The sequence below is a fragment of the Desulfurobacterium crinifex genome, assembly GCF_054656775.1.
The window spans coordinates 520,424-532,734 of record NZ_BAAHXO010000004.1 but is presented as its reverse complement, the minus strand read 5'-3'; the positions used below and the strand labels follow the sequence as shown (position 1 = coordinate 532,734).

Annotated in this window: 11 protein-coding genes and 1 pseudogene; 5 read left to right on the top strand and 7 right to left on the bottom strand. The window is 40.0% G+C overall.

What is annotated here, in order from left to right; translation table 11 throughout:
* Positions 1–2: 2 nt before the first annotated feature.
* Positions 3–341 carry a P-II family nitrogen regulator gene (locus ACYQ3A_RS04740; RefSeq protein WP_459895963.1) on the bottom strand — a complete coding sequence of 113 codons (339 nt, stop codon included), beginning with the start codon at positions 339–341 and terminating at the stop codon, positions 3–5.
* Positions 342–497: 156 nt separating this feature from the next.
* Between ACYQ3A_RS04740 and rsmH the strand changes: the two genes are divergently transcribed.
* Entirely contained in the window at positions 498–1,388 is an 891-nt protein-coding gene (rsmH, locus tag ACYQ3A_RS04735) for a 16S rRNA (cytosine(1402)-N(4))-methyltransferase RsmH (protein WP_459895962.1), read from the top strand.
* A 179-nt stretch (positions 1,389–1,567) separates the two neighbouring features.
* Here rsmH and hisA read toward each other — a convergent pair whose 3' ends face one another.
* From hisA to dapA, 4 genes are read right to left on the bottom strand one after another with little or no spacing between them, the layout of a single operon-like run.
* Positions 1,568–2,290 (bottom strand): 1-(5-phosphoribosyl)-5-[(5-phosphoribosylamino)methylideneamino]imidazole-4-carboxamide isomerase, encoded by a 723-nt coding sequence (gene hisA, locus ACYQ3A_RS04730; protein ID WP_459895961.1) that lies wholly within the window; start codon positions 2,288–2,290, stop codon positions 1,568–1,570.
* 9 nt (positions 2,291–2,299) lie between these two features.
* Positions 2,300–3,082 carry a 4-hydroxy-tetrahydrodipicolinate reductase gene (gene dapB, locus ACYQ3A_RS04725; protein ID WP_459895960.1) on the bottom strand — a complete coding sequence of 261 codons (783 nt, stop codon included), beginning with the start codon at positions 3,080–3,082 and terminating at the stop codon, positions 2,300–2,302.
* Between the two features lie 3 nt (positions 3,083–3,085).
* On the bottom strand, positions 3,086–4,114 hold the full coding sequence (locus ACYQ3A_RS04720) for a protoglobin domain-containing protein (protein WP_459895959.1): 1,029 nt from the start codon (positions 4,112–4,114) through the stop codon (positions 3,086–3,088).
* Entirely contained in the window at positions 4,114–4,986 is an 873-nt protein-coding gene (dapA, locus tag ACYQ3A_RS04715; protein WP_459895958.1) for a 4-hydroxy-tetrahydrodipicolinate synthase, read from the bottom strand. Before dapA ends, ACYQ3A_RS04720 begins: the two co-directional genes overlap by 1 nt.
* Before the next feature lie 94 nt (positions 4,987–5,080).
* Between dapA and thrC the strand changes: the two genes are divergently transcribed.
* The 3 genes from thrC to ACYQ3A_RS04700 are packed head-to-tail and all read left to right on the top strand — an operon-like array spanning position 5,081 to position 8,719.
* Positions 5,081–6,142, top strand: a complete 1,062-nt coding sequence (gene thrC / locus ACYQ3A_RS04710; protein WP_459895957.1) for a threonine synthase — start codon at positions 5,081–5,083, stop codon at positions 6,140–6,142.
* A gap of 1 nt (position 6,143) precedes the next feature.
* Positions 6,144–7,385 (top strand): ATP phosphoribosyltransferase regulatory subunit, encoded by a 1,242-nt coding sequence (gene hisZ, locus ACYQ3A_RS04705; protein ID WP_459895956.1) that lies wholly within the window; start codon positions 6,144–6,146, stop codon positions 7,383–7,385.
* 44 nt (positions 7,386–7,429) lie between these two features.
* Entirely contained in the window at positions 7,430–8,719 is a 1,290-nt protein-coding gene (locus ACYQ3A_RS04700; RefSeq protein WP_459895955.1) for an adenylosuccinate synthase, read from the top strand.
* Positions 8,720–8,782: 63 nt separating this feature from the next.
* Here the strand turns inward: ACYQ3A_RS04700 and ACYQ3A_RS04695 are convergent, their stop codons facing one another.
* Complete coding sequence (locus ACYQ3A_RS04695; RefSeq protein ID WP_459895954.1) at positions 8,783–9,535, bottom strand: hypothetical protein; 753 nt, start codon at positions 9,533–9,535, stop codon at positions 8,783–8,785.
* A 405-nt stretch (positions 9,536–9,940) separates the two neighbouring features.
* Here ACYQ3A_RS04695 and ACYQ3A_RS04690 point away from each other — a divergent pair, with 405 nt between their 5' ends.
* The gene (locus ACYQ3A_RS04690; protein WP_459895953.1) at positions 9,941–11,107 is read left to right on the top strand and encodes an IS256 family transposase; all 1,167 of its coding nucleotides are present in this window, start codon (positions 9,941–9,943) and stop codon (positions 11,105–11,107) included.
* Positions 11,108–11,163: 56 nt separating this feature from the next.
* On the opposite strand, the pseudogene ACYQ3A_RS04685 reads toward ACYQ3A_RS04690, so the two are convergent.
* Positions 11,164–12,273, bottom strand: a pseudogene (locus ACYQ3A_RS04685) (IS256 family transposase); the annotation flags it as partial.
* Positions 12,274–12,311: the final 38 nt, after the last annotated feature.

Sequence of the window (12,311 nt, the reverse complement as noted above, 5' to 3'; positions counted from 1 at the left end):
TTTTAAAGTGCTTCCTGTCCTCTCTCTCCCGTTCTAATCCTCACAGCATCCTCAACTGGAAGGATGAAGATTTTTCCATCACCAATTCTTCCTGTTTTTGCTGAATTCACTATTACCTCCACTACCTTCTCAACAGATTTATCGGGAACAATCACTTCCAGCTTTATCTTTGGTATGAAATCGATTGTGTACTCAGCTCCTCTGTAGAGCTCTGTATGTCCTTTCTGTCTTCCAAAACCTTTGACCTCTGAAATGGTCATTCCTGTAATTCCGATTTCCGTTAACGCATCTTTCACTTCATCCAGCTTAAATGGCTTGATGACAGCTTCAACCTTCTTCATCTTCAACCTCCACTAAGGTTTTGTTATTAGGATTAGCAACACTCGTGCCAAAATCGGAAACAAGAGCAGGAAGGAACTTTTTGTTTTATCTGCCCAAAACCTGTAAAATTGTTCTTTAGATTGCACTTTTTTTGTGCAACTTCAAAAGGAGAAGAGATGGAAAAGGAGATCTACCACCCACCAGTTTTGCTAAAGGAATCACTGGAATATCTAAAAGCCAAGGAAGGAGGAATCTTCGTTGATGCAACTTTAGGAGGAGGAGGCCATACAGAAGCAATCCTTGAAGCAAATCCCGAAAATAGAGTTATTGCAATAGACAGAGACGAAGAAGCAATAGAAAGAGCAATGAAAAGACTTGAAAGGTTTGGAGACAGGGTTTCAATCTATCACGCAAACTTCTCTCAGATTGGGGAAGTCCTCGAAGCTGAAGGAATAGAGGAAGTAAATGGAGTTCTCTTTGACCTTGGAGTTTCCCACTTTCACCTGAGAGGGAACAGAGGTTTTACAGTCTGGGAGGAGCAGCCTCTTGATATGAGAATGGACAGAAGACAGAAGTTAACTGCAAGGGATGTAGTTAACGAGCTTTCAGAAAAGGAGCTTGCCGACATAATATTCAAGTACGGAGAAGAAAAGTTTGCCAGAAAAATCGCCCGTGAAATTGTTAGAAGGAGAAAAATCAAACCGATTGAGACAACCTTAGAACTTGCAAAAATCGTTGAAGAGGTAATTCCAAAAAAACTTTGGGCAGGCAGGAAAAAACATCCAGCAATCAAGACATTCCAAGCCATAAGGATCTACGTAAACAGAGAGTTTCAGGAGATTGAAGAAGGAATCCCAGAAGCTGCAAACCATGTCGCCTGTAGCGGTAGGATAGTCGTTATAACATTCCATTCCTTAGAGGATAGACTTGTAAAGAACATTTTCAGAAACCTTGAAGGATTTAAAGTGATCACAAAGAAACCTGTTGAGCCGACAGAAGAAGAGATTACAGAAAATCCTGCCTCAAGGAGTGCAAAACTAAGGGCAGTTGAGAGAATCTGTGAATAGGAAGTACGCTCAGGAACAACGTCCTGAGCAGATTAAACAGTAATTCATCATTAAGATATTATTTGTAGTCATTCTGAGGACGAAGTCCGAAGAATCTTTGATTGAAATTCTTAGAGATTCTTCACCTGCTAAAGCAGGTTCAGAATGACAACTAAAACATCTTTATAACAGAATACCGGTTAAACTGCTATTCTCTTTAAAGCTTCCCTTAAAGAAACTTTTCCCTCGTAGAGAGCTTTACCTACTATTGCTCCAGCAACGTTCTCAATTTCTGAGAGTTTGAGGATATCCTCTACCTTAGAAACCCCACCAGAGGCTATTACAGGCTTTCTAACGTTCTTTGCAAACTTCTCTACCTCTTCAAAGTTTGGACTTGTTAAAGTTCCATCTCTTGAAATGTCTGTATAAACAAAGCCCCATATATCCATTTCGTCGTATTTTCTGGCAAGCTCAACGGCAGATATCTCAGTTACCTCAACCCACCCTCTCGTTGTGACCATTCCACCTTTTGCATCTATTCCAAGAATGATCTTTCCTAGATACTTTTTAACCATCTCCTCAAAAAGAAGAGGCTCCTCCACTGCAACCGTTCCAACTATTACTCTATCAACTCCAACCTCAAATAGTTTATCAACTGCTTCAATAGTCCTGACACCACCACCAAACTGAACTGGAACAGAAACACTTTTCACAATCTCTTCAACTATGGCAATGTTCTTTGGAATTCCCTCAAAAGCTCCATCAAGGTCAACAACATGAATTCTTTTTGCCCCTTCCTCTTCCCATCTCTTTGCGACTTCAACAGGATTTTCAAAATAGACCTTCTCCTGATCAGCCCTTCCCTGATAGAGCCTTACACACTTTCCACCTTTTATATCAACTGCTGGAATGACTTCAAACATATGTTCCTCCTAAATCCCCAAAACATCAAACATCGTATAGAGCCCTGCTTCTCTTCCTGCTACCCACTTTGCAGCAACTACTGCACCTCTTGCAAACGTCTCACGACTTGTTGCTCTGTGGGTGAGCTCCAATCTCTCTCCAAGTGTTGCAAAGAACACTGTGTGGTCCCCGACAACATCTCCCATTCTTGCAGCTAAGACCCCAAGCTCATCCGGCTTTCTCTCTCCAACAATTCCCCTTCTGTCGTAAACCGCTATCTCATCTAAATCCTTCCCAAGGTTCTCAGCAATTATCTCAGCAAGCCTCATTGCAGTTCCAGAAGGAGCATCTTTTTTAAACCTGTGGTGAATTTCGAATATCTCTATATCGTAACCTTTATCCTTTAAGGCTTTTGTTACTTCAGCAACCAATTTAAAAAGAAGGTTTACACCAAGACTCATGTTAGGAGAAAAAACAATAGGCACAGATTTTGCAGTTTCTTCTATTTTCTTTTTCTCTTCGTCCGTAAAACCTGTAGTTCCTATAACAAGAGCAGTTCCAATTTCTCTTGCTTCATTTAAGAGTCCTAAAGTGGCCTCTGGAACCGTAAAATCAATTACAACATCAGGCTTCTCTGGAATATCCCTTAGCGAAGCATAGAAATTAACACCCTCAGAAAACTCTCCACCAATAATATCTGAATCTGGTCTTTCTGTAACTCCTACAAGCTTTAGATCTCTATCCTGAAGAACCAAGTTTGCTATCAATTTTCCCATTCTTCCTTTAGCACCAGCTACAGCTACTTTTACCATCTCTTAACCTCTTCTTTTCTGTTTCTTCAGCTCAAACCACTTAACGATTCCAAAAACAATACCAAGAATAAGAATTAAAGCTCCTATTCCCAGCTTAAACTCTATCGGTTTATCGTGCTCAAGTGAAACAACCAGGGCTTCCCTGATGGTTGCCGCAAGTGCAACACTAACAAACGCACTAACTGCGAGCTCCCCACCAAGCATGAACTTAATTTCACTATTGAGGAGCTCGAGAACTGTCCAGAGTATAAGTAAGTCACCAAGCGCAGCAATGAGACCGTGTGCAAGATCTCCATGGAATATGTGGGATATATCAATGCCGAATAGACCAATAACAAAAATGGCAAGAAACATAAGACCCACAAGGATTGCAATATCCATAAATATTGCGAACTTTTTACTGAAAGAAATGATAAATCTCTCGATTCCGCTTGCGTTTATAAAAGTTCTCAGCTCAGAATCCACATAGTAGGAAACAAGAATGTCCTCGTTAAGTGCCAGAAATTTCCTTAGAGATCTGTTGAGATCCTCCATTCTTTCAAATACTTCATCCAGAATGAAATCCTCTATGATTTCCCTTTGTGAAGAATCACAAATCTCATTTTTCCCATCTTCATACTTCTTATTAAAGAACTGATGTGCCCTTTCTGAAAAATATTTTGCAACTCTCCTTGTACAAAATCTACCAACGAAATTCATTGCTACAATGATATAGTGGGGAGGAATTCCTTCATCGACATGAGCTTTTGCAATTCTAAGAAGATAAAGGAGATATTCAGAATCGTATTTTCCAGAAAAAAGTTTTCTGTACCAAATTCTTATAGTCTTTTTAAGCCTCTCCAGTTTGCTTTCCGGAAGGTATTCTTTTATATCCTCAAATTTCATCAGGTTGTTGTAGAAAGCCTCTGCAAACTCCTCTTCGTAAGGTAGAAGAATCTTCCCAAGGAACTGCATATTCTTCGCATCTTTTTCCCTTATCTCAAAGTAATGAAAGAGCTTCTCAAGATCCCTGTAGTTTACGGTAAATGCCATTATAGAACTCCCAATTTGGTTAATACCTCTTTAATTTTCTCTTCCTTCTCAGGGGTTGTCGGACACAATGGAAGCCTGAACTCCTTCTCCATCTTGCCCATAAAGCTGAGAGCTGTCTTTACAGGTATTGGATTCGTGTCAATGAAGAGAACCTTTGAAAGTGGATAGAGCCAGTGATGGAGCTTCATCGCTCCTTTTACATCTCCTTCAACAAACTTCCTGTACATCTCAACCATCTTATCTGGAACAACGTTTGCAGTAACAGAAATAACCCCTTTTGCCCCAACTGAAAGAAGAGGGAAAAATGTCAGGTCGTCTCCAGATAAAACTGTTATCTTGTCATCACAGAGATTAACAATTTCTGTTGTAACGTTTGTGTTGCCCGTTGCCTCTTTAATGGCAACTATGTTTTCAATTTCAGAAAGCCTTGCAACTGTCTCAGGAAGCATGTTAACACCGGTTCTTCCTGGAACATTGTAAAGAACAATTGGAATACTCACAGCTTCAGCAACAGCTTTGAAGTGGAGGTAAAGTCCCTCCTGATTTGGTTTGTTGTAGTAAGGAGTTATAAGGAGAGCTCCATCTGCCTTCACTTCTTCTGCGAACCTTGTAAGCCTTATAGCTTCTTCAGTTGAGTTTGAACCAGTTCCTGCAATTACCTTTACTCTACCCTTACACTGGTCAATCGTTATTGCTATTACCTCTTCGTGCTCTTCGTAAGAAAGGGTTGCACTTTCACCAGTAGTTCCGCAGGGAACAATCCCATCAACGCCGTTTTCTATTAGAAACTCGATATGACACCTAAGGGCTTTCTCATCAACTTTTCCATTTTTAAACGGCGTCGGAATGGCAACATAAATGCCTTCAAACATAACACCTCCACCCTATTTGGTCAAACAAGTTCAAAAGAAATATAATTCTTTTTGTTATTTTATCTTATTCCGCAAGATTTTTTCGGAGGTTTTAATGGAAAACTGGAAAGGAGTAATAGAAGAGTTCAGAGACTTTCTGCCGGTTACAGATAAAACGCCAGTAATCACTCTTTTAGAGGGAAACACCCCTCTGATTGAGGCCAACAATCTTGCAAATGAAATAAAGCCAGGGATAAAGCTCTTCCTCAAGTTTGAAGGTCTCAACCCTACAGGCTCCTTCAAGGATAGAGGAATGACAATGGCCGTCTCAAAGGCTGTTGAAGAAGGAGCAAAGGCTGTCATATGTGCCTCTACCGGGAACACTTCAGCATCTGCTGCAGCCTATGCTGCAAAAGCTGGACTCAAAGCAGTTGTTCTCATTCCTGAAGGGAAAATTGCACTTGGGAAACTTTCTCAGGCTGTAATGTATGGTGCTGAGGTTGTTCAAATAAAAGGAAATTTTGACGAGGCCCTTGAAATAGTCAGGGAGATTGGAGCTGAATACCCAATTACAATTGTTAACTCTATAAATCCATACAGACTTCAGGGCCAGAAAACGGCTGCATTTGAAATCTGCGAACAGCTTGGAAGAGCTCCCGACTATCACTTCATCCCCGTCGGAAACGCTGGAAACATTACAGCCTACTGGATGGGGTACAAGGAGTACTTTGAAGCTGGAAAAGTTGATTCAAAGCCAAAGATGTGTGGCTGGCAAGCAGCCGGCGCTGCACCAATTGTTCTTGGACATCCAGTTAAAAACCCTGAAACGATTGCGACTGCAATCAGAATCGGAAATCCTGCAAGCTGGGAAGGAGCAGTAAATGCTGCCAAAGAATCTGACGGATTTATAGACATGGTAACAGACGAAGAGATCCTTGAAGCCTACAGGCTTGTTGCAAGGACTGAAGGTATCTTTTGCGAACCGGCATCTGCTGCTTCAATTGCCGGAGTTATAAAGTCTGTAAGAGAAAAGGATATGTTTGAAAAGGGAGACGTAATTGTCTGCACTCTTACAGGACATGGTCTCAAAGACCCTGATACTGCAATATCAATGGGCGTTAAACCAGTTACTCTTCCGGCAGACAAAAAAGAAATAGTAAAGCAACTGGGACTTTAAAATGGGACTGACAGAGATTCCAAAAGGTTTCAAAACTCTTCTTCCAGAAGAAGCAGAAAAGAGAGAATTTATACTCAAATCCATAGAGGAAGTCCTTTCACTATGGGGTTATAGACCTATCTCTCCACCGACAATTGAATACCTTTCAACTTTTAAGGCTGTTGATGATAGCCTTGAGGAAATCTCATTCAAACTAGTTGATAGATTCACAGGAAAGTTAATGGCTGTAAGGCCTGATTTTACACCACAGATCGCAAGGATTGTTGCTTCCTCTTTTAAAGACGATGAGCCCCCTTTCCGTTTTTTCTATAAAGGAAAAATATTTAGAGACGTTGAAAATGAAAGGGAAATCTTCCAGTTTGGATTTGAGTTAATAGGCGTCTCAGAAGTTGAAGCTGACGCTGAAATAGTTGCGGTTGTCGTCAATATACTTGAGAAGTTAGGACTTGAATCGTTTCAAATAGATATAGGAAGTTCAGAGTTTGTTGAAGGTGCACTTGAAGAGCTTGGAATTCCTGATAAGGAAAAGTTCCTGCAACTCCTAAGTCATAAAGATCTTTCAGGTATTGAGCTCTTTCTTGAAGAAAGGAACATTCCTGACAGCAAAAGGGAAAAAATAGAAGCTCTCTTAGAACTTTATGGGAAAGAAGATGTTCTGGACAGGGGTTGTGAGCTTTTCAAGAACGAAAAATCCCGAAATGCCGTCAAAAAGCTTAAAGAGATGTTTTCCATTCTAAAGAGCTACGGCTTTGAGAAGAAGGTGATTTTTGATCTGTCTGAGAAGAGAGGAATGGAATACCACACAGGTGTTACATTTGAAGTTTTTCACCCTCTTTCTGGATTCTCACTTGGAACCGGTGGCAGATACAACGAGCTCCTATCTAAATTTGGAAGAAATCTTCCAGCAACTGGAATTGCCCTGAACATAGACACTCTACAATCTCTACTTGAGAAAAAAGGTTTGTTGAAAAACCTTGAAAAACAGGATTTCTACATAATAGATTTGAAGAGGGAGCTCCATAAAGCCTATGAAGTTTCCAAACTACTAAGAGAAAAAGGTTACAGTGTTGCACGGGATATAGTGAAGAGGGATATGAAATCTTCAATCGAAATTGCATTCAAGAAAGGCTTTGAAAAGGTTATTGTCCTAAATGCAGAAGGTTTAGCAGAAGACGAATGTTTATTATTTATTAAAGAAAATAGTGAACCTGCTAAAAAAAAGATAAAAGAACTTTTTGAATAAAGTTAGGTTATTATTACCTTCGCAACTTTAAAAGGAGGATTTTAATGTCCACACTTGCGATCGTTGGGACCCAGTGGGGTGACGAAGGAAAGGGAAAGATTGTTGATATCCTCTCTGAAAAGGCTGACTACATTGTCAGATTTCAGGGAGGGAACAACGCTGGGCACACTGTAGTAATCGACGGAACCAAGTACATACTCCACCTTCTTCCTTCCGGAATACTCCATAATGACAAGAAGTGTGTACTTGGAAATGGGATGGTTATAGACCTTGAAGGTCTTCTCAACGAAATAGAGTTCATCAAAAGAGTTGGAATATCTGTTGAAGGTAGAATCTTTGTAAGCGAAAGAGCCCATCTTATCCTTCCATACCACAAGGAGCTGGATGCAGCTTCTGAAAAATTAAAAGGAAACGGCTCCATTGGAACAACACTTAAAGGTATTGGCCCCGCCTACAGGGATAAAGCTGGTAGGGTTGGAATAAGAATTGCTGACTTGAGAGATGAAGAAACATTTAAAGAAAAGTTGAAGTGGAACATAAGGGAAAAAGAGCTAACTCTCAAGTACGTCTATAACTATGACGTAAACTTCAACTTTGATGAAATCTATTCCCACATTATGAGAATCTACGAAAAGATAAGCCACTTTGTCTCTGATACCGTTTCCCTTCTCAACAAAGCAATAGACTCTGGAGAAAAGATTCTATTTGAAGGAGCTCAAGCAACACTTCTTGATATAGATATTGGAACCTACCCTTACGTTACTTCTTCCAACTCATCAGCCCTTGGTATTTCAGCAGGAACAGGCGTTAGTCCTAAAAAGGTCGAAAAAATCTACGGTATTGCAAAAGCTTACACAACAAGAGTAGGTGGAGGACCATTCCCTACAGAGCTCAAATGTAACATGGGAGAACTTCTGAGAGCCAGGGGACATGAGTACGGTTCTACAACAGGAAGACCAAGAAGGTGCGGTTGGCTTGACCTTTTCGCTTTGAGATTTTCAAAAATGGTAAACGACCTCAATGGTCTGATAATCACAAAGCTTGACGTTCTTGACGCCTTCGATGAAATAAAGGTATGTGTTGGATACGAATTAAACGGCGAAATGATTGATTACTTCCCATCAACAGCAAAAGAGCTATCAGCAGTCAAACCAATATACGAAACACTTCCTGGATGGAAAAAGGAAACAACCCACATAAAAAGATTTGAAGATTTACCAAAAGAAGCTCAGAATTTCCTGAGATTCATTGAGGACTACCTTGAAACACCAATCCCAATGGTTTCTACAGGCCCTCAAAGAGACGAAATTATAACCTGTTGCGAAATCTGGTAATTCCCACCTACCCCTCCCCCATTAATGGGGGAGGGAACAAAAGAAGATTTTAAAAATTTACAATTACTTTACAGCAATGGATGTTATACCAACTCCAGCGTTGTTCTGTTTATCTGTAGCAACAATTGTAATTCTGTAACCGCCTTTATCCTCTGGAGTAAACTCCCCTTCAAAAACACTTGTCTTTCCAGTAAAGTGAAGAGGAACTTCTTTGTAGAACTTTCCATTTCTTTCAATTATTGCTCTTACAGTAAAGTCATCAGCATTCCAGAGACCGTTTTTCTTTATTGGACAACCACACATCATGTCAACACGGGCTGCAATTTTGACTTTTTTTCCAGGTTTAAAGAACTGGTGGGGAGCCGGAAGTATTGGATGGACAATAAGACCGTAAAACTCAAAGATAATTCCGTCACCCGTAATGTTGTAACCTGGAATAACCCAAACCTCTTTTGAAAGTTTAACAGTATTAGCTCCACCTGTAAGAGGTCCTATCAACTCTATCTCAACCTTTGTTGGTTTATCAATATCCAATTTTGCAACGTACTTTGCAGTCTTATCATCAGAAATTCTTTGTCCTCTCTTCCACGGTTCTTTCATTATTACTTTTGTGTTTCCTGTTCCCCCTTCAATGTATCCTTCATCAAGAACTTTTCCTGAATAAGCATCTTTTACAATTACTTTTACTCCACCAATGGAGCTTCCCAAAAACTTTGCATCATGGGCCTTTGCTCTAATGGTTATTTCCGTCTCCACACCATAAGCCGAAGAACCCATAACCCCTATTGCAAGAAGAGAAAGGAGTAGTTTCTTCATAGTTTACTCCCCACTAATTGAAAATTCTTTGCAATAGAAGTATATCATGATTTGGATTATAAATACAACAAACATTACATATCTATAGGCTAAAATACAAGAATTAAAATCATGCTAAGGAGAAAAAACACGAAGAACTCTACTCATTCTAACGGCTGTTTTATTTCCTAATCAAAGCTGAGCACAAGAAATAACAAACGAGGAAATCCTCCAGAAACTCCAAAACTGGAGCAAAAAGTCAGCCAGCTTGAGGAAGAAAACAAAAAAAATAAAAAGTCTTCTCAAGAAATCTGGTTGTGTCAATAATTTTGTGTAAGCTATTAGGAGTACCTCCTGGAAAACATCTCCTTAAGTGGGAGTGTCCACCCAAGTGTGTAAAAATTAAACCTAAAGGAGGGTGGACACATGAAAAGGAAATATGATCCAGAACTCATTAAGGATGATCTTAAAAAGCTCATCCAACAAACATTAAAAGAAGCCTTAGAAGCAGAGCTTGAAGAGTTCCTTGGCTATTCAAAGTATGAGCGTACTAATTCTAACAACTCCAGAAACGGCTATATCTCCAAGACTGTTAAAACCGCAGCTGGAGAAGTAGAGATTGAAACTCCAAGAGATAGAAAGGGAGATTTTGAACCCAAAATAGTCAAAAAACGCCAGACAGTCCTTGAAGACCTGGAGAACAAGATAATAGCCCTATATTCAAAGGGAATGACAGTAAGAGACGTTCAGGAATTACTCTCTGACATGTATGGAATGGACATAAGCCCTTCTTTGATTTCAAAGATTACCGACAGACTAACTCCGAGAATAGAAGAATGGCAGTCAAGACCACTTGAAAGAATTTACGTTATCCTCTACATAGATTGCATCTTTTGCAAAGTACGACAAGATGGCAAGGTAGTAGATAAAGCAGTTTACGTAGTTATAGGCGTAAATAAAGAAGGACGAAAGGAACTCCTTGGTTTCTGGATAAATGAGAGCGAAAGTGCCAGTTTCTGGTTCAAGGTACTAAATGACCTAAAAAGTAGAGGAGTCAAAGACGTTCTGATATTTAGCGTGGATAATCTGTCAGGTATAGAAAAAGCCATAAAAGGAGTATATCCTCAAGCAGAGATACAAAAATGTGTAGTTCACCAGATAAGGAACTCATTAAGATATGTATCGTGGAAAGACAAAAAAGGATTATCATCAGATCTCAAGAAAGTTTATGGAGCAGCTACACTTGAGGAAGCAGAACTTAGGATGGACGAGTTTGAGGAGAAATGGGGAAACAAGTATCCTCACGTAATAAAAAGCTGGAGGACCAACTGGGAAGAGCTTATGGCTTACTTCAAGTATCCGCTTGAACTCAGGAAACTTATGTACACGACGAACATCATAGAGAGTATTAATAGTAAGTTCAGGAAGGTAACAGATGGAAAGAGGGTATTTCCGAGTGATATGTCAGTTCTTAAGAACCTCTATTTAGCTGCTTTGGAACTTGCGAAAAAATGGAACAGAAGTGTTATCAAGGATTGGGGTATTATTTACGGGCAGCTGTCAATAATTTTCGAGGAGAGGTTAGAGGCATGATAGAATTTACACAGTTCTATGGACACTCCCAATTTACACAGTTCTATGGACACTCCCTCCTTAAGTTCCTCCCTGGCTTCTAAAAAGCCATTAATTACCCTGTCAGACCATCTATCATTAAGCACTGCTACCCTGAGATAAACGAACTTCTCAACAGCACTAACCGACGGTAAAGCTCCTATTACCTTAACCCTCTTCCTTATCTCCTTTATCGTCCTTTCTATCAGATTTGTCGTGTATATCACTCTCTGAATGGACTCAGGATACTTGAGGAACGTAAGGAACTTATAAAGCTCCTGTTCCCAGGACTTTACAACCTTAGGATACTTTGATCCCCACTTCTCTTTGAACTTCTCAAAACCCCTCAGAGCCTCTTCTTCCGTAGAGGCTTGATATATCCTCTTTAAGTCCTTCGCTATCTTCTTCCTGTCTTTAGCTCTTACCTTGTTCAGAGTATTTCTCACTTTGTGAACCACACAGGATTGAAAGTCTGCTTTTGGAAAGTACTCCTTTATCCTTTCCTCAAGTCCAGTAACTCCATCTGCTACGAAAAGGAAAACTTCTCTCACACCACGGTCATAAAGCCTCTTTATCATTTCCAGCCAGCTCTCAGCTCCTTCCGAAGGATTAACTTCAAAATCAAGTATTTCTCTGTATCCTTCCTCATCTATACCAAGAGCAAAAAGAACAACTTCTTTCTCAACAGTATCTCTCCTGACAGATAGCCACATTCCGTCAAGCATTATGACTGAGTATCTCCTCTTGAGCTTTCTTTGTTTCCACTTGCTTATTTCCTCTAAGGTCACCTGCGATATCTTACTTATAGTTGAAGGCAAGTATTTAAGCTCAAACACGCTCTCAAGAGCTTGGGCTATTGTTCTTGCACTCATGCCAGAGGCAAACATTCCAAGGATTAAGTCCTCAAGGTTGATGTCTCTCCTTTTGTAAGGTTCTATCAGCTTAGTTCTAAATCTTCCTTCCCTGTCCCTTGGGATTTTCAGGTTTTTTAGTTTTCCTACAACAGTATCAAGGTTTCTGACGTAAAAACCGTTCTTTGTTCCTCCATGTTCTTTAAGAAACACTTCTCTTTCAGCTGTCATGATTGACTCTAAGGTTTGTTTTACCACTTCTTTAACGAGGTCTGGTAAAATCTTCTGTAGTTCCATTTTTGCCTCCTGGGGTTGGTATTTGTGGGGTGTTCCCC

Coding starts and splice junctions, on each gene's coding strand:
- ACYQ3A_RS04740 (WP_459895963.1), bottom strand. CDS start 341: ATGAAGAAGGTTGAAGCTGTCATCAAGCCATTTAAGCTGGATGAAGTG.
- rsmH (WP_459895962.1), top strand. CDS start 498: ATGGAAAAGGAGATCTACCACCCACCAGTTTTGCTAAAGGAATCACTG.
- hisA (WP_459895961.1), bottom strand. CDS start 2,290: ATGTTTGAAGTCATTCCAGCAGTTGATATAAAAGGTGGAAAGTGTGTA.
- dapB (WP_459895960.1), bottom strand. CDS start 3,082: ATGGTAAAAGTAGCTGTAGCTGGTGCTAAAGGAAGAATGGGAAAATTG.
- ACYQ3A_RS04720 (WP_459895959.1), bottom strand. CDS start 4,114: ATGGCATTTACCGTAAACTACAGGGATCTTGAGAAGCTCTTTCATTAC.
- dapA (WP_459895958.1), bottom strand. CDS start 4,986: ATGTTTGAAGGCATTTATGTTGCCATTCCGACGCCGTTTAAAAATGGA.
- thrC (WP_459895957.1), top strand. CDS start 5,081: ATGGAAAACTGGAAAGGAGTAATAGAAGAGTTCAGAGACTTTCTGCCG.
- hisZ (WP_459895956.1), top strand. CDS start 6,144: ATGGGACTGACAGAGATTCCAAAAGGTTTCAAAACTCTTCTTCCAGAA.
- ACYQ3A_RS04700 (WP_459895955.1), top strand. CDS start 7,430: ATGTCCACACTTGCGATCGTTGGGACCCAGTGGGGTGACGAAGGAAAG.
- ACYQ3A_RS04695 (WP_459895954.1), bottom strand. CDS start 9,535: ATGAAGAAACTACTCCTTTCTCTTCTTGCAATAGGGGTTATGGGTTCT.
- ACYQ3A_RS04690 (WP_459895953.1), top strand. CDS start 9,941: ATGAAAAGGAAATATGATCCAGAACTCATTAAGGATGATCTTAAAAAG.